Origin of the sequence: Vibrio sp. RC586, assembly GCF_000176715.1 — a bacterium.
Lineage (GTDB): Bacteria > Pseudomonadota > Gammaproteobacteria > Enterobacterales > Vibrionaceae > Vibrio.
Genome location: NZ_ADBD01000010.1, coordinates 81,051 through 97,772, shown reverse-complemented (window position 1 = coordinate 97,772; position 16,722 = coordinate 81,051). Strand labels below are relative to the sequence as shown.

Here is a 16,722-nt window from a genome sequence, read left to right as displayed (position 1 = left end):
ACCCAATCACAACAACTGCAACCACCGCGGCTCAATGGGACTGGAAACGCCGCGCGTTGACAGTCCCTCTTGAGGCGCTTGTTAGTTTCGTAGCCCATTGTTTAACAATAACTTTTTAAACACATTTGCTTGAAAGTCATTTTACGCGAAAGCATCAAGCAAGCGCACGTCCAACGCCTAAAGCTGTGAGGTTGGCAGCCAAAACTTAAAACGATCAAGGTTAAGTTGACCACGGTTAAGAGTCCGCTACAAAGAAAGCCAGATCACAGCGATGATGCAGCCTTTTATGAAACCAAACTGACCGTGTTGAACAACCAAAAGCATTGAGGCATTGAGACTTGTTGGCTTTCAGCAACTTTGAAATAGCTGAACTTTCAACACTTTCTACCAAATCAGCATCAGGCAAAACTCAAAAGCCAAATAGTTCGACTTGAACGCTTAAAGCTGATTTTTCAGAGCGTTGAACCTGAGCTTTATGATTTTTCTAGATAGAAACTAACGCCCGCCTAAGGGGCTGGCAACGCATTACCACTAAACTCAAACACAACAACCGAAACCACCGCAGCTCATTGGGACTGGAAACGCTACGCGTTGACAGTCCCTCTTGAGGCGTTTGTTATGTTGCGGTGCTAACTATTATGCATGTTAGAAATGCAGGTAACCCTGAAACAAAAAGTTTGATACAAAGCATCGTGTTTGATGAAAAACGCTCACTGTCAATTTCATTAGCCACCGAACTATCCACCATTGAACCCGCTACACTTTCTGCTCTATCACCACCAAAACCGCCTTCTGGTGGGTACATAAAAAATAAGGCTGCTAACCCCCAAAGGATCACCACAACAAAGAATGCATAATCGGGCCAAGACCTCAGGCCAAAGAAACCCGTAGATTTCTCAAACATGACCACAACTGCTGATGCAGTGAGATTGCTTATGAGAAAAAACCTCAATAAATTTAGCATCTTATTCCAACGTCCATCCTTAGCAACATAACGCCCGCCTAAGGGGCTGGCAACGCATTACACCAAACTCAATCACAACAACCGAAACCACCGCGGCTCATTGGGACTGGAAACGCCACGCGTTGACAGTCCCTCTTGAGGCGTTTGTTATGCTTAAGCTTCAACACTTTACATTTGAACCAAACCAAGAATAACCCACTGAAATCATTGACCAAACTTCGAGTTTTCTTGAATTAGAACTGACCAATGCAGGCTTTCATTTAGCAACTCGGCCAATGTGGAAACCCTCTCCGACAAACCAACTCACCACGAATGGGCAAAATAACTCAATGAGGCAATCACGCCGAAACTTAAAGCGACAGACACATTGCTGTTTCATTAGGCAGCGCAAAACAATGCTCAATTGCCGACAAACTTTTAGCCTGTAAGTAAAGGCACCAGACTGCTCAAAGCGACTTGAGAAAGCCGTACTCACCTCGCGCAGACTCAAAAACCCAATGAGGCAATCACTCAGAATTTACAGCGCCAGATACATTGCTGCTTCGTTAGGCAGCGAAAAACAATATTGAATTGCCGACAAAACCTGAACGAAATGCCAAAGAAATCGACAACCACAACCTACTGATTTTTATGGATTAAGCATAACGCCCGCTTAAGGGGCAGCCAACGCTACTACCAACTTTCCGCATAACATCGTAATCACAAAAAACAACGCATGGTAAAAATGCCGCGCGTTGGCTGTCCCTCTTGAAGCGTTTGTTATGTCGTTTTTACGTTGCATGAGCGGCAATTAATGCTTTAACAAAAAATGAATATTCTTTATCTGACTCTGCTTCTCTTGTTAGCTCCTGCAACGCCTTGTCGCGCAGTGCTTTACTTCTTGTGCGAAAACAAGCTGTAATTGCATTTTGTATCTCAGTGACTTTTTCTAGTCGTTTCTCAAGTAATTCTGGTCTATTTAATTCAATATCTCTAATGGTTAAATCTGCTCTCTCAGAACCTTGTTTTACAAATAGCCAAGTACCATGTGCTAAAAAATATTCAGATGGTTCTTCTGAATATGGATCTATGTATGGGAAGTCTTCGTGAAATTTATCAGACTTATTGTTATTACACTTTGGACACGCGTAGCCAAGGTTCGTCCACTCAAACTCTAGTTCAGGGTATTTATCCTTAGCTTTTGGCTTAAAATGTTCAACGTGAGCAAAATCAATATGAGATATTTTACTTTCACAATACATACATTTATCAAAGTTAGCTTTTTTTAGCGCTTCTTTATTTAAATGGTGTTTGTAATTTCCATTATCTAGAGCGACTGGATGTGGGCAATCTGGTCTAGTTAGCTTGATCATCATATCGCTCCATAATACCTTGAATTGCGACAGGAACCATTCGCTCTAAACCCAATTCAGACAGCCTATTGCGCAAAGCAGTAAAATCTATTTGAGAAATACTTTTAGAACTAAATTCTTCAACAATATCAACCAGTTGATTTTCCACCCAAATTGGCATTGTGAAGGATACTCCTAGGACTTCATCAAGTATTTCCGTCGCCGTTTTGGCTTCATTCAATAAATCTAATTTTCTTGACTCTACTTTATTACTATCATTATAGGTTAAAGCATAAACACTGGAATTTTTGACTGATCCAACTACCAACGGGCTATGTGTTGACACTATAAATTTAGCGGTAGGAAATGCATCTAATAAATCGGGAAGAATTCTACGCTGCATAGTAGGATGAAGATGGTTTTCTATTTCATCTATTATTACAGTGTAACTTGGGTTATCTTGTGTCGCGTACATATAAATCTGCCACGCAATATCAATAAGCGCACTTATTCCGCCAGAGGCAGTTTCTAATAAAAACTCATCTTCTCCACCATTACATATGAAAACAATCTCCATATTCCTAATTTCGAATTCTTCAAATCCAATTGTCTTAGGAAGAACCTTTCTTAAAACATTTTGAAAACCCTCGTAATATGAAATCTGTTCTTTGTCTTGAGGCATTATAGTTTTTTGGTTATTAGTCACTCCATAACCATTTATAGCCCAGCCAATTAATGTCGCTTTCATTAAGTAACTTGCTGGTTGACCTCGATAATTACCTTCGTGAGTTTGTTTTTTTAAATTAAAAACTTCATCAAATGCAGATTGCTTATCTTTCTTTGCTGTAGGAATATTTCCTAGCGCAGCGTATCTAAATGTAGTCCGATGAGACGGAATGTAAAAACTTTTTACTGCTTGCTGCCCTTGGATTTGAACATGGTAGTTAGCAGCTTGAGTTTGCTGAACAAGTAATTGGCTAGAGGTATTGTTTGAATAATCAATAGAGCCAACATTATTGCCATATTCTTCACTTTTACCTTTAAAAAAGCGTTGGACAAATTTAATCGCTCCTGTTTTCTTGTCTTTCTTAGGGGTAGAGAGTGAAACTTGAACCCACCCACAATGTCTTGCCAATAAACTCAATAGCGTAGTTTTACCACAACCATTTGACCCTGTGACAATAGTTATACGATCGTGTAGATCAATCTCGATTTCTTCAAACTGTTGCCATTTGCTTATTTTCAATTTTTTAAAATACACAATACTTCCTTATAGTTAGCTTCGTAATTGACGCTGATATCGACATAACGCCCGCTTAAGGGGCTGACAACGCGACTACCAAGTTTCCGCATAACACTGAAACCACCGAAATCAACGCATAATGAAAATGCTACGCGTTGGAAGTCCCTCTTGAAGCGTTTGTTAAGTGTATTTTGCGGAGATCTGATCTATTGCGCGGTTATAGTAACCAAGCTTATCTAGTTGGCTGTTGTCTATTTCTACGACCTGTACACCTACACTTTTGAGTAGATCCAATTTACTCTTCGAGCGATCAACGTAGGTTTTGGGGATATAGTAGTAAACTTGATTAAATATCAATAAACGCTTGGTGTGCATAGACTTTTGTCTGAAAGTAAGCAACCACCATAAGTCATTTTCGTTAAAATCCAAAGATAGACCAAGAATATGGACGTCTTTAGTGAAGAACATATCAACCCATGATAAGTGCTCAACTTTATCCTCTTTGAACCGTTTAGTTAGAGGCGAAAAAGAGCGACTTTTGTAAGTATCTTTAGTGCCAGTAACAACATAACTGCGCATATGCTGCAAATATCCACTGTAGTGCTCATAGCCTAATGTTATAGATTGATAAGCATTGGCAGAACCATGAATATGCCATATTTTTTTATGCCCAACTTCATGATAACGAAACAAATTATAAAGTGACTCTTTGATGTAACCATTATTTTTGAGTGACTTGGTGTTAGAGGACACGACAGACTCAAGGGACAAATCATAGTTAGTTGTGAGAATATTTTCACAGCTTAATTCCATTAAACGTTTATGGATAGTGCTTGATTGAATATCACTGACATGGCTAGCTACAAATTTTTTAACTACACGTTCGTCAAATGAACCACTAGTCCCTAAACCCTTGAAGTAGATTTCTTCATAAGCTAGGGGAAAAGGCTTATCTTTTGGAAAATCCACCGAAATTAACAGATGTTCTGTAAGGTCTTTAAGAAGATCCTCCCATGATTTTCCGGCAACAATATTATTGATATCATTACCAACTAGTACAACATAATCTCTCATACTTCCTCTATACACTTAACGCCCGCCTAAGGGGCTGGCAACGCATAACACTAAACTCAAACACAACAGCCGAAACCACCGCGGCTCAATGGGACTGGAAACGCCACGCGTTGACAGTCCCTCTTGAGGCGTTTGTTAGCTTCGTAGCCTATTGTTTAACAATGATTTTTTAACATGTTTTCGTGAAAGGTATTTTACGCAAAAGCATCACACAAACACACGTCCAACGCCAAAAGCTGTGAAGTTAGCGGCCAAAACTTAAAACGATCTAGGCTAAGTTGGCCACGATTAAGAGTCCGCGACAAAGAAAGCAAGATCACAGCGATGATGCAGCCTTTTGTGAAACTAAGTTGACCGTGTTGAACATCCAACAACATTGAAGCACCGAGACATGTTGGTTTTCAGCGGCTTTTAAACTACGGAACTTTCAACTTTTTCTACCAAGTCAGCATCAGAAAAACTCGAAAGCCAAGTTGTGGAATTTGAACGCTAAAAGCTGATTTTTTACAACAAATGGGCTTAGATTTTGATGATTCTAACCTTTTAGAAGCTAACGCCCGCCTAAGGGGCTGGCAACGCATAACACTAAACTCAACCACAACAACCGTAACCACCGCGACTCAGTGGGACTGGAAACGCCACGCGTTGACAGTCCCTCTTGAGGCGTTTGTTAGGTAGTTTTTTGGGGACCACTGACAAAAATCAACCAATAAACCCAAAGAATTAGTAGTCCGATGCAAAATATTAGGGCTACAACGACCAACTCTATGAAACTATTTGGTGTAGACATAGTAAATAGTGAAACTGTCATTTTGATTACAACTAAAATGATCATGGGAGCGAATATAATTTGAGACGCTCTTCGAACCCACTTTGGAGTCATTGGATGGTGTAAACGACTTAAACAATCTCCTTCTGCAACAGCAGATTCAACTGGGTCAACAGTATTATAAATCCTTCCCTTTATTTGACAGTGCTCAGGGCCAACTTCGATTGAAATATTTTGATGAGTAATGGTTAACTCCCGCTCGGCAGTCTGTAAATCAAGTCGTATACCTTTCGGCGGAACTAAAACATATTTTTCCTTCATAGCATACTCCTTGCTACCTAACGCCCGCCTAAGGGGCTGACAACGCATTACCACTAAACTCAAACACAACAACCGAAACCACCGCGGCTCAATGGGACTGGAAACGCCACGCGTTGACAGTCCCTCTTGAGGCGTTTGTTATAAGCGAGTTTAAGAGATTTACTTTCCTTTGGCCTGCGCATATGGATTTGGCCTCTCTGGCCCTAATAATGATTTTTTTGGTTTAAATTGAATATCTCGAACTGGCTCAATGTCAGTATCCCAAAGATTAAAGTCATTAAAAAAATTGCTGTTTGAGCCACTACGTTTAATTTTTTGAGAACGACCTCGCTCATAATCATCAAATTCAGAAGAATCTTCCGGATAAGGGTTTACATAATCAGAATATAGGCTCGAATTAAAACCTTCTTCATACGCCTTACTGGCCACTTTTTTCTCCTTTTCCACTTAGCTTATAACGCCCGCCTAAGGGGCTGGCAACGCATTACCACCAAACTCAAACACAACAGCCTTAACCACCACGGTTCATTGGGACTGGAAACACCACGCGTTGACAGTCCCTCTTGAGGCGATTGTTAGCATTCTTGCTGAAGATTAGTGCACATCATTGAAGCGATGGTTTGCGAATTGGTATCACTTTTCGACGATAGACCATCGACAACACCTTTTTGATTTATCTCTGATTGGTTCTGACTCAACTTCCATTTACCACTGAGGGAGTCTATGGCAATTTCAATACCAACCACCGCTGATAGCATATTCTGAATATATGATTCAGGAGCGTCCGACATCGACCACGGTACTACCTGCTCTCGCTCATGCTCGGAAGTTAACTGCTCAAGAACTCCAACTATCCACTGAGGATCATGAATGAACCGTATTTTTCCTTTCACATGTACAACAACATAATTCCACGTGGGAACAGCCTTACCATTTTCTTTCTTAGTCGGATAATTGCTCGGGGATATATAGGTGTTGGGGCCATTAAAAATCACTAGTGCTTCGGATAGTGGCTCCGTGGTTTGCCAAAGTGAGTTAGCCTTAGCTATATGCCCTTTTAAATATAATTCCCCATCCAATTCCATCAGACATAACGGAAGATGATTAGCATCAATCCCCGACTCAGATAAAGTAATGATTGTTGCGAATGGATATTCGCGTATCAACCCCGCGAGTTCTTCAATATTTTCCTGTTTAAACTTCCCTGGAATATGCAAATTTCTCTCTTTGAATGCTAACGCCGCATTAAGGGGCGAAAAACGCACAAAAGCACTTAATGCATAGCACATTCATCACAAAAACAAACGCATGGCAAAAATGCCACGCGTTGTGAGTCCCTCTTAAATGCTTTGTTAGCCGTTTATCTCACACTTGAATGATGAGACACGCTCTCTAACCTTTCTGCCAACCAAATTTTAATGATTGATTGACGTGTTACACCAATACGACTCGCTTCTCTGTCCAAGGACTCAAGCATCCAGGCTGGAAAATCCACATTGACTCGTTTTTGCTTATGCATCGGTCTTTTAGCTTGCGATAGATCCAAGTCCATTACGATATCATCGTCGTCACTTTCAAACTTGGCATCAAATTCATGCGCTTTCATAAAGGCTTACCTCCGCTTTCCGTGAACGCCGAACCGAGATGATCCTGATATTCGTACCTCGGTAGGTAATTACTCCTGACCAATGCTTACCGTTTAGTAAGCCGACAACCAAATATCTGGGCTCATCACTCGTGTTAGCAGGGATCTCGATAAGATCTGAATCATTCCACAACCCTTGAGCTGTATGAAAATCAATACCGTGCTTTTCGAGATTACTTCTGCTTTTGTTTTCATCAAATTCAAATTTAATCATGAGTAAAAACTACACCCTTTTTACTCATTAGGCAAACTTTGTTTATTAATGACGGCTAACGCCCGCTTAAGGGGCAGCCAACGCCACTACTGACTCTCCGCATAACATAATAAACACGAAAACCAACGCATAGTAAAAATGCCATGCGTTGGCTGTCCCTCTTGAAGCGTTTGTTATAGCTCGGCTATGTGTGACAACGTTTCTGGATGACGCTGTACTAACTTTAAAAGAGTGACCGCTTGACCATTTGGCACGCTACGACCTTGTTCCCAGTTTTCTAATGTGCGTGAAGACGTATGAAGTAACCGCGCGAAAACTCCGCGGGACATATTAAACTGCTCGCGAATACTCACGATTTCATCCGGTGAGATGTTCAACTCTCCCACGTCATTCACATGATGTGTTTTCAGCGTAAGCTTACCTTCTGAATGCTGTTTAGCCTCAACAAGAGCTGAGCTTAACTCTGCAAATAAATCACGATTGCTCATTGCGCCACGCCTCCATAAAAGCCATTAGTTGTTTCCTTTGATTTGCATTCAAATCGGACATTTCATTTTTGCCGTAAATGGTTAGCAAATAGAAACGCCTCTTTTCATCGAGAAAGTAATAGATAATCCGTGAACCACCACGCTTTCCCTTACCTTTACTCGCAACTCGAATTTTTCGCAAACCGCCAGTACCTTGAATCACATCACCCAGCTTGGGATTTAGCATTAGCTCTGCTTGAAAGAGCCTATACTCTTCATCACTGAGATACTCATCTCGGTACTTTTCAAAAATTGTTGATTCGACAAATACACTTTTCATACAGGAAGTGTACGTACCAAGCGTACAGATGGCAAGGATTAGTTCAGATAAGAGCTATAACGCCCGCCTAAGGGGTTGACAACGCATTACCACAAAACTCAAACACAACAACTGCAACCACCGCGGCTCATTGGGACTGGAAACGCCGCGCGTTGACAGTCCCTCTTGAGGCGTTTGTTAGTTTCGTAGCCCATTGTTTAGCAATAAATTTTTAAACACATTTGCTTGAAAGTGATTTTACGCAAATGCATCAAACAAACACACGTCCAACGCCAAAAGCTGTAAAGTTGGCAGCCAAAACTCAAAACGATCAAGGTTAAGTTGGCCACTTACCGAATCAACGACAAAGAAAGCACGCTCACAGCAATGATGCCGCTTTTGTGAAACCAAACTTCCAGTGTTGAGCATCCAACAATGTTGAAGCATCGAGGCTTGCTAGTTTTCAGCAACTTTGAGACTGCTGAACTTTCAACACGTTCTACCAAATCAGCATCAAGAAAAACGCAAAAGTCTAATTGTGCGGTTTGAAAACTAAAGGATTATTTTTCAGAGTCTTACGTTTGAATTTTTGATGACTTTTCCTGAGAGAAACTAACGCCCGCCTAAGGGGCTGGCAACGCATTACCACAAAACTCAAACACAACAACTGCAACCACCGCGGCTCAATGGGACTGGAAACGCCACGCGTTGACAGTCCCTCTTGAGGCGTTTGTTATGTGCGTTTTCGAGACGACACTAATTCCTTTAGCTTCTCAACTGACATTGCAGGTTTAGTTTTATGAAGCATAGCGTGGCAGTTGGGACATACAGGTTTGAGATCTTCTATTGGGTTAACAATGTAAGCTTCACCAACATGTGCCAAATCAACCTGATGGTGTACATGGATATAACCAGCACCAAGGTCTCCAAAATATTCGAAGAAATTGAAACTACATATGTAACAACTATTCCCATAGTGCTCAATACACTGAGCTCTTGCTCTATGGTTACGTTCATATGCATTTACCGTGATCTGCTTTCTCGCTCCTTCTATCAGTACATCCTCTGGAAGCTCATCTGGGTAGGAAATACTTTGAAAATTGGTTTGATACTTTTGCGAGAACTCATCAATAAGTACTTGTGTTTGTATTTGCTTGCCGTGCCCAAGAGAGTTGTAATACTCAACATGAGCCTCGACTATTTCGAGAGCCTGTTGGAACTTTTGGATACCAAAATCCTTGTAAATTTGCTCCAAGTAAATTCTTGTACCCTGTAGATTCATCGTGCGCTTATAGATAAAACCGTTCATGATGTAGTGAAAGTTTTGTATATAATCTTGCGCTGAGGCCTTCCCCATAATTCCATTATCAACAGCTAACTTAATCGCTTCTTTTCTTGTCAGTTTCCCTTGATAGGCATCACGAGCTAATTCATATATTTCAAATAGCGCTTTTTCGGTAATTTTCAACAGCTCCTCCTAGCACATAACGCCCGCCTAAGGGGCTGGCAACGCATAACGCTAAACTCAAACACAACAACCGTAACCACCGCGGCTCAATGGGACTGGAAACGCCACGCGTTGACAGTCCCTCTTGAGGCGTTTGTTATACCTATATATATTTATTAGGGTTAATTCTTTTAAGGCTAATAAGCCTCAAAAGACCATCCTTTGCATCACGCTCTACACAGTCTTTATCGTCACAAAACAATACTATTGCATTTCTTTTATTTAACTTTGAACTCGGATAAATAATACCGTCAACTTTCTTACCTTCTTTGGTTTTATGGATAAATCGAAAATGTTCGCTGACTACTTGCGTTGGAACATAATCAATATGCTCAAGACCGTCCTTTCGCACCGGAGCTGTAAAATCCGATAGAAAATCATAAACAAACGATAGTTGATGACGGTAATCTCGTTCACATCCAGATAACAATCCTTCATATGGTGGTAGTTTACTAAAGTCAATAACAACAAGTTCTCGATTTACCTCAAAAGTCCCGACGCTAGCAACCTTTGTTTGATTTGGCCCATCAAAGGTTTCGGCGATTGCAGTGCGTCGATCGAAAGCCCCATAGAACATTGATATTCCGGATGGACTCATTCTATTGGGATATACTGCAAACTCGACTGGGGGCGAACCAATCTCATGGGCTGAATTAAGTCTCACTTTTTTATCATGGACTCTTACACGGAGTAATCTCTCACCAACCAGAATATTCCGATACAAGTTTAGGCTGTCTACAACATTGCTCAAAGAGTCCATAAAAAATTTAGGTGGAATTTCGTCGAAACTACTAAACTCCCGGTCTTCTTCAGCGCGATAAAATGAGTATCGGGACTTGTGCTTCACTACATGTACAAACGACTTCCATCCATGTAAATATGCTTCCGAGGGAGATAAATTGTAAAAGTCCCTCTTGCACCATTGTTGGACATCTAGAGAAGATATGATGTCATTCTGAAGCTCCATGTTTTCTATCGGGATACTAAGTTTCGCTAACAGATCGTATGAATCCATTACGTATCCACACCATCCCTTGTCCCATGCGACACCAACGTTGTTGGGGTCACCATATTCCTGTTTTATACAACCCACTAAGAATTCCATAAGTTCATCAAAATGAATAATTCTTAGCCTTTTATTTCCGCAGTATGTACATTCTCCAATATCTCCTTGAGCACGCACATATCTACCTAAGTCTTCTTCACCAATACATCGAGAACATAAAAATTTATCACCAACAGAGTAGAAACCTCTTTCTTCTTGCTCCAACATAAACTCTTTAGCTCTACCCATATTTATTAGCTCCGAATGTTCCGATAGGTATAACGCCCGCCTAAGGGGCTGGCAACGCATAACACTAAACTCAAACGCAACAACTGCAACCACCGCGGCTCAATGGGACTGGAAACGCTACGCGTTGACAGTCCCTCTTGAGGCGTTTGTTATATGCGTGTTAGTTTCTAGAACGTAACAAGTTTATTAAAGAATCAACAGATATTGGAGGATGTGTCCTATGAATTATCCCATGACAGTTAGGGCACAATGGCTTTAGGTCTTTAATAGGATCAACGGAATACTCTTTTTTGATCTCAGCAAGCGAAACTTCATGATGCACATGAATAAAGCCTTTTCCTATGTCTCCATAAACTTCCTGAAAGTCAAATTTACAGACATAACATTTACATCCATAGTGCAATATACATTTGGCTCTAGCATCTGGGTTACGTTCGTAAGCATTTACCGAGATCTCTTTTGTTGCCCCTTCAATATACGTTTCTGGATGAATGACTTCTTCTATTGAAGTTATATCAACGCTTTCAGAGTAATTTAATTCATACCAAAGCCCATCGACTCCGGCTAAATGTTTCTCCTCAAGAATCCAATCAAAACTTTTAATTTTGGCTGTTCCTGTTTCAGTTTGGTCATACTGCATAGGAAAGGTTTTTAGGCGATAACCATTATTTTGAATCAGCGATATATGCTCTAGAGACTGCTTTCTTCCTGGCCCTTTCCAACTTTCATCAAAAATTAGGCCGTCTTTGTGGACATCCCAATGACCAAAAACCACAAACCTTTCTTCGTGATTAACGAACGACCAGCTCCAATTCCAGTTGCTGCAAGTAGCACCAACAGACTCCATAAATTTTTTTCTACTCATTTTGAACTACCTAATTGATGGAAGCATATAACGCCCGCCTAAGAGGCTGGCAACGCATTACCACTAAACTCAAACACAACAACTGCAACCACCGCGGCTCAATGGGACTGGAAACGCCACGCGTTGACAGTCCCTCTTGAGGCGTTTGTTATGCTTAAGCTTCAACACTTTACATCTGAACCAAGCCAAGAGTAACCCTCTGAAATCATTGACCAAACTTCGAATTTCCTTGAATTAGAACAGGCTCAACTTTTACTTTGATTTTACCTATGAACTGACCAATGCAGGCTTTCATTTAACAACTAGGCCAATGTGAAAACCCTCTCCGACAAACTCACTCACCACGCATGTGCACAATAACTCAATGAGGCAATCACGCTGAAACTTGAAGCGATAGACACATTGCTGTTTCATTAGGCAGCGAAAAACAATATTGAATTGCCGACAAAACCTGAACAACATGCCTAAGGGATCGACAATCACAACCTGCTGATTTTTATGGATTATGCATAACGCCCGCCTAAGGGGCTGACAACGCATAACACCAAACTCAAACACAACAACTGCAACCACCGCGGCTCAATGGGACTGGAAACGCCACGCGTTGACAGTCCCTCTTGAGGCGTTTGTTAGTTTCGTAGCTCATTGTTTAAAAATGACTTTTTTAACACATTTGCTTGAAAGTAATTTTACGCAAAAGCATCAAGCAAACACACGTCCAACGTCAAAAGCTGTGAAGTTGGCTGCCAAGATTTAAAACGATCAAGGTTAAGTTGACCACGGTTAAGAATCCGCGACAAAGAAAGCACACTTTCAGCGATGATGCAGCCTTTGTGAAACCAAACTTTCCGTGTGGAGCATCCAACAACATTGAAGCATCGAGATTTGATGGCTTAAAACGACTTTGAAACTGTTGAACTTTCAACGCTTTCTACCAAATCAGTATCAAGAAAAACTCAAAAGCCCAATTGTGCAATTTGAACGCTAAAAGCTGAATTTTCAGAACCTTGTGCGTGAATTTTTGATGATTTTTCTTGAGAGAAACTAACGCCCAATTAAGGTGTGAGGCACGCAATACCTACGCAACAGTATGCTACCTTAATCACTAAAACCAACGCATAGCAAAAATGCCACGCGTGCCGAATCACTCTTAAATTGTTTGTTATGTACGTTTTACACTCAAAAGCTCGACATATTTTAGATGAGAAATTTACTACACTCACCTCATTAACAGTGATAAAGTAGCACTAAAGAAAATTTTAAAAAATCTTTCTTTACTTGATAAGGTGAGGAAATTATGAATAAAAAACAGATACCTAAGACAAAAAGACAAAAAATAGCAGGTGTTGAAGTACCTCCTACATACAGCGAATCAAAAGACTATGGTGAAATGACTTTTGAGTTTGCTAGACAAGTAGATGCCAAAAAACATGGTTTTGACTCCAAAGGAAACTACCTGCATTGGGACGAGTTTATTGTTCGTTTCCCTGAGTTTAAGGATGTTAGAGTACATGCTTGGTGGGCACTCAAGTTTAGTAGAAGACTAGTTAATCATGCCAATTTGACTTATCGCGGAGCTCATTTTTCGTTTAGTGAACAGGCTTTGCTTGGGAAGTTAAACAAAATAGATAGACTTTCTAACTTGAAACATCTAGGACTTGATGAATCGAAGCGCAAACACTATTTAGCAGGCAATTTGATTATGGAAGAAGCGATCTCTAGTGCCCAACTAGAAGGAGCCACATCAACAAGACCTGTTGCAAAAGAGATGCTCGAGACAGGAAGAAAGCCAAGAGATTTTTCAGAAAAAATGATTCTGAATAATTTCCGTTTAATCCAATTTGCGCTGGAGAGTGTAGATCAGCCTCTTTCTGTCGAATTGATTAAAATTTTTAATAAAGTTGCTACGGAAGAAGTTTGCGAAAATGAGCATACGCCTGGTTTTTTGAGGCAAAGTCCAATAGAAGTTGCTGACAAGTTGACGCATGAAGTTATTCATAGAGCACCTGATCATAGTCTTGTTGAAACTATGCTAGAAGAACTATGTGAATATGCAAATACAGAGCACATCGATGGGCACTTCATTCACCCGATTGTAAAAGCTATTGTTATTCATTTTATGATTGGGTTTATCCATCCATTTTTGGATGGGAATGGTAGAACTGCTAGAGCTCTCTTTTACTGGTATGCAATAAAAAGTGGTTACGACAACTTCCAACATATTTCAATATCAGCACTATTGAAAAGTAAGCCTAAGAAGTACGCGAAGTCATATGTATATACAGAAACAGATGATTTAGACCTGACTCATTTCATTGACTTTAACCTAAATGTCGTTATAGAAGCCCTAGAGCGTTTTGGCAAATATATCGAAGACAAAGTCAATGAACTAAATAAGGCAATTGAAGAACTACATAAGTCTCCTTATTACTCATCATTTACACTACCTCATATGGAAATAATCAAGAAAAGCCTTAAAGACTCAGGTAGGACTTTTACGGTTCAGGAGATATCGTCTGATTTTAATGTATCTTCACCTGCAGCTAGGAGTTACCTAAATTCCTTATCAGACTTGGGTCTATTAATCAAATACAACATTAAAGGAAGACAAAAAGGATATATTGCACCTTCTGATTTGAGAAAAAGACTTAAAATTGATGACTAGATAATCCGTGCTCCCATCTTTATTCTAGGTGGGAGTACATAACGCCCGCCTAAGGGGCTGGCAACGCATAACACTAAACTCAAACGCAACAACTGTAACCACCGCGGCTCAATGGGACTGGAAACGCTACGCGTTGACAGTCCCTCTTGAGGCGTTTGTTAGCTGTATGGCTCGATTTCCATTCCCAACTGAATTAAGTAAGCTTTCATAAATTTCATTCTCTTTTCAGCCTCTACCTTTGCTGACGCTGTATGCATTATTTCAGGCAATTTAAATAGCTTAGTGTAGAAATGATCTACCGTATTCACTCGATCATTCGGCTCACGTGTACCGCAAAAGGGGTCAGTTGCATCATATAAACCCACGCCTAAATTTGTGCTCACCTGAATGCAACGAGCAATCCCAATTGCACCTAGAGCATCGAGTCTATCAGCGTCCTGTACAACCTTTGCTTCAAGCGTATCAGGTGGAATATTGGCGCTAAAACTATGAGCAATAATTGCGTGCTTTATAGCATCGTGATATTCCTTCGGATAACCAATCTCATCAAGAAACTCCAGTGCCTTATCTGCTGCAATACGAGAGCTTTCAGCTTTGTTAGGATGATTCTTGGGAAATGAAAAACAATCGTGGAGATACGCTGCAGGTAAAACTACCTCAAGCATCGCACCTTCAATTTTGCTCAGCAGTTTGGCCGTTTTGACAACACGAAATACATGGTTTAAGTCATGCGCCAAATCTTGCTCCATTTCAGACTCAATGAAAGTTACAAAGTGAGTCTCATAGTTTTCTACCACATTACTTCCTTGTTCATCGTATACAGCTAACGCCCAATTAAGGGGTGAACAACGCTACCACCCAACCTAAGGCATTGTGCCATCAACACAAAAATTGAAGTAGAAGCAAAAATGCCAAGCGTTGGGAATCCCTCTTAAATTGTTTGTTAGTTTACCTTTCGCACAAATCGCACGATTTAATCATATTGAACATTTCATGCGAATAACTATAATCTTACTGTGATTCCAGATTTGGAGAGTAATCATGCACACATTAACAGCAAATGATGCCAAACGTAACTTTGGTGAGTTACTTCTGAGCGCTCAACGTGAGCCAGTGAAAATTAGCAAAAATAGCAAAGATGCCGTAGTTGTTATGTCGATTAAAGACTATGAAGAGCTGGAGGCAATGAAAACTGATTACCTGAGACATTGTTTCGAGTCTGCTAAGCAAGATTTGGCACAAGGCAATGTAGTTGATGGTGAAGACTTTTTAAACGCCTTATAACCCATTATGCAAAAGAATAAATATAAGCTAAGTAAATTAGCACAGACTCATTTACAAAAAATCAGAAACTATACCGTCAACAATTTCTCTGAGATGCAATGGCGAAGCTACAAAGATACCTTACTAACAGGGTTTCAAATGCTTGCTGACAACCCAGCTGTTGGTCGCAGTTGCGATGAGATATACCCAAATGGTTTTTATTTCCCTGTAGGCAAGCACACCGCTTACTTTACAAAAGAAGATGGCTTCATTTTAGTTGTTGCTGTACTCGGTCAACCACAACTTCCGCAGAACCACCTGTAATTAAGATTTCACCCTAGGATTGGATTTAGGGTGATGATCTTCACTGGTAAACTAACGCCCGCCTAAGGGGCTGGCAACGCATTACCACTAAACTTAAACACACCAACTGCAACCGCCGCGGCTCAATGGGACTGGAAACGCCACGCGTTGACAGTCCCTCTTGAGGCGTTTGTTAGCTTCGTAGCCCATTGTTTGCTAATGACTTTTTAAACACATTTGCTTGAAATGTATTTTACGCAAATGCATCACACAAACACATGTCCAACGCCAAAAGCTGTGAAGTTGGCTGCCAAAACTTATAACGATCTAGGCTAAGTTGGCCACGGTTAAGAGTCCGCGACAAAGGAAACTCACTTTCAGCGATGATGCAGCCTCTGTGAAACCAAACTTTCCGTGTGGAGCATCCAACAACATTGAAGCATCGAGGTTTAATGGTTTTCAGCAACTTTCAAGCTGC

Annotated in this window: 22 protein-coding genes and 4 pseudogenes; 3 read left to right on the top strand and 23 right to left on the bottom strand. The window is 40.6% G+C overall.

Annotated elements, in window-relative coordinates:
• Positions 1-177: 177 nt before the first annotated feature.
• The 21 genes and pseudogenes from VOA_RS19830 to VOA_RS20190 form a co-directional block, all read right to left on the bottom strand.
• A pseudogene (locus VOA_RS19830) lies at positions 178-324 on the bottom strand (DUF645 family protein).
• 292 nt (positions 325-616) lie between these two features.
• Positions 617-964: a hypothetical protein gene (locus tag VOA_RS0118160; protein WP_000933409.1), complete on the bottom strand. Its 348-nt coding sequence runs from the start codon at positions 962-964 to the stop codon at positions 617-619.
• 256 nt (positions 965-1,220) lie between these two features.
• Entirely contained in the window at positions 1,221-1,481 is a 261-nt protein-coding gene (locus VOA_RS19355) for a DUF3709 domain-containing protein (RefSeq protein WP_161803469.1), read from the bottom strand.
• Positions 1,482-1,734: 253 nt separating this feature from the next.
• The gene (locus VOA_RS0118155) at positions 1,735-2,319 is read right to left on the bottom strand and encodes an HNH endonuclease (RefSeq protein WP_232202792.1); all 585 of its coding nucleotides are present in this window, start codon (positions 2,317-2,319) and stop codon (positions 1,735-1,737) included.
• Positions 2,300-3,556 carry an AAA family ATPase gene (locus tag VOA_RS07490; RefSeq protein ID WP_000273667.1) on the bottom strand — a complete coding sequence of 419 codons (1,257 nt, stop codon included), beginning with the start codon at positions 3,554-3,556 and terminating at the stop codon, positions 2,300-2,302. The genes VOA_RS0118155 and VOA_RS07490 overlap by 20 nt, the downstream gene beginning before the upstream one ends.
• A gap of 162 nt (positions 3,557-3,718) precedes the next feature.
• Complete coding sequence (locus VOA_RS07495; protein WP_001206117.1) at positions 3,719-4,612, bottom strand: SIR2 family protein; 894 nt, start codon at positions 4,610-4,612, stop codon at positions 3,719-3,721.
• A gap of 194 nt (positions 4,613-4,806) precedes the next feature.
• Positions 4,807-4,989 carry a DUF645 family protein gene (locus tag VOA_RS07500; RefSeq protein WP_000923336.1) on the bottom strand — a complete coding sequence of 61 codons (183 nt, stop codon included), beginning with the start codon at positions 4,987-4,989 and terminating at the stop codon, positions 4,807-4,809.
• Positions 4,990-5,282: 293 nt separating this feature from the next.
• On the bottom strand, positions 5,283-5,702 hold the full coding sequence (locus tag VOA_RS19820) for a hypothetical protein (RefSeq protein ID WP_000660946.1): 420 nt from the start codon (positions 5,700-5,702) through the stop codon (positions 5,283-5,285).
• 159 nt (positions 5,703-5,861) lie between these two features.
• On the bottom strand, positions 5,862-6,131 hold the full coding sequence (locus tag VOA_RS07505; RefSeq protein WP_000146943.1) for a hypothetical protein: 270 nt from the start codon (positions 6,129-6,131) through the stop codon (positions 5,862-5,864).
• 146 nt (positions 6,132-6,277) lie between these two features.
• Positions 6,278-6,991: an FMN-binding negative transcriptional regulator gene (locus VOA_RS07510; protein ID WP_000338181.1), complete on the bottom strand. Its 714-nt coding sequence runs from the start codon at positions 6,989-6,991 to the stop codon at positions 6,278-6,280.
• 71 nt (positions 6,992-7,062) lie between these two features.
• Positions 7,063-7,308, bottom strand: coding sequence for a type II toxin-antitoxin system BrnA family antitoxin (brnA, locus tag VOA_RS0118140; RefSeq protein WP_000643598.1), 246 nt, complete (start codon positions 7,306-7,308; stop codon positions 7,063-7,065).
• Positions 7,295-7,561 (bottom strand): BrnT family toxin, encoded by a 267-nt coding sequence (locus VOA_RS0118135; RefSeq protein ID WP_000589156.1) that lies wholly within the window; start codon positions 7,559-7,561, stop codon positions 7,295-7,297. The genes brnA and VOA_RS0118135 overlap by 14 nt, the downstream gene beginning before the upstream one ends.
• 173 nt (positions 7,562-7,734) lie before the next feature.
• A complete protein-coding gene (locus VOA_RS07515) occupies positions 7,735-8,049 on the bottom strand; it encodes a helix-turn-helix domain-containing protein (RefSeq protein ID WP_000071008.1) in 315 nt (104 codons plus the stop codon).
• Positions 8,036-8,368 carry a type II toxin-antitoxin system RelE family toxin gene (locus VOA_RS0118130; protein WP_000843587.1) on the bottom strand — a complete coding sequence of 111 codons (333 nt, stop codon included), beginning with the start codon at positions 8,366-8,368 and terminating at the stop codon, positions 8,036-8,038. The genes VOA_RS07515 and VOA_RS0118130 overlap by 14 nt, the downstream gene beginning before the upstream one ends.
• A gap of 237 nt (positions 8,369-8,605) precedes the next feature.
• On the bottom strand, positions 8,606-8,758 hold the full coding sequence (locus VOA_RS07520; protein ID WP_198006594.1) for a DUF645 family protein: 153 nt from the start codon (positions 8,756-8,758) through the stop codon (positions 8,606-8,608).
• A 322-nt stretch (positions 8,759-9,080) separates the two neighbouring features.
• Positions 9,081-9,815, bottom strand: a complete 735-nt coding sequence (locus VOA_RS07525) for an HNH endonuclease (protein WP_000704590.1) — start codon at positions 9,813-9,815, stop codon at positions 9,081-9,083.
• Between the two features lie 142 nt (positions 9,816-9,957).
• The gene (locus VOA_RS19815) at positions 9,958-11,148 is read right to left on the bottom strand and encodes a HEPN-associated N-terminal domain-containing protein (RefSeq protein ID WP_156794473.1); all 1,191 of its coding nucleotides are present in this window, start codon (positions 11,146-11,148) and stop codon (positions 9,958-9,960) included.
• A gap of 160 nt (positions 11,149-11,308) precedes the next feature.
• Entirely contained in the window at positions 11,309-12,013 is a 705-nt protein-coding gene (locus VOA_RS07535) for an HNH endonuclease (RefSeq protein ID WP_000087611.1), read from the bottom strand.
• A gap of 291 nt (positions 12,014-12,304) precedes the next feature.
• Positions 12,305-12,475, bottom strand: coding sequence for a DUF3709 domain-containing protein (locus VOA_RS19325; RefSeq protein WP_232202804.1), 171 nt, complete (start codon positions 12,473-12,475; stop codon positions 12,305-12,307).
• Positions 12,476-12,677: 202 nt separating this feature from the next.
• Positions 12,678-12,779, bottom strand: a pseudogene (locus VOA_RS20195) (Tfp pilus assembly protein).
• A pseudogene (locus VOA_RS20190) lies at positions 12,766-12,822 on the bottom strand (DUF645 family protein); the annotation flags it as partial. The pseudogenes VOA_RS20195 and VOA_RS20190, both read right to left, overlap by 14 nt.
• A gap of 488 nt (positions 12,823-13,310) precedes the next feature.
• Here VOA_RS20190 and VOA_RS07540 point away from each other — a divergent pair.
• On the top strand, positions 13,311-14,678 hold the full coding sequence (locus VOA_RS07540; RefSeq protein WP_001036024.1) for a Fic family protein: 1,368 nt from the start codon (positions 13,311-13,313) through the stop codon (positions 14,676-14,678).
• Positions 14,679-14,836: 158 nt separating this feature from the next.
• Here VOA_RS07540 and VOA_RS07545 read toward each other — a convergent pair whose 3' ends face one another.
• Complete coding sequence (locus VOA_RS07545; RefSeq protein ID WP_000230115.1) at positions 14,837-15,475, bottom strand: HD domain-containing protein; 639 nt, start codon at positions 15,473-15,475, stop codon at positions 14,837-14,839.
• Between the two features lie 244 nt (positions 15,476-15,719).
• Between VOA_RS07545 and VOA_RS07550 the strand changes: the two genes are divergently transcribed.
• A complete protein-coding gene (locus tag VOA_RS07550; protein ID WP_000557295.1) occupies positions 15,720-15,962 on the top strand; it encodes a type II toxin-antitoxin system Phd/YefM family antitoxin in 243 nt (80 codons plus the stop codon).
• 6 nt (positions 15,963-15,968) lie between these two features.
• Entirely contained in the window at positions 15,969-16,265 is a 297-nt protein-coding gene (locus VOA_RS0118120; protein ID WP_001171366.1) for a type II toxin-antitoxin system RelE/ParE family toxin, read from the top strand.
• A 295-nt stretch (positions 16,266-16,560) separates the two neighbouring features.
• On the opposite strand, the pseudogene VOA_RS20180 reads toward VOA_RS0118120, so the two are convergent.
• Positions 16,561-16,608: pseudogene (locus VOA_RS20180) on the bottom strand (DUF645 family protein); the annotation flags it as partial.
• Positions 16,609-16,722: the final 114 nt, after the last annotated feature.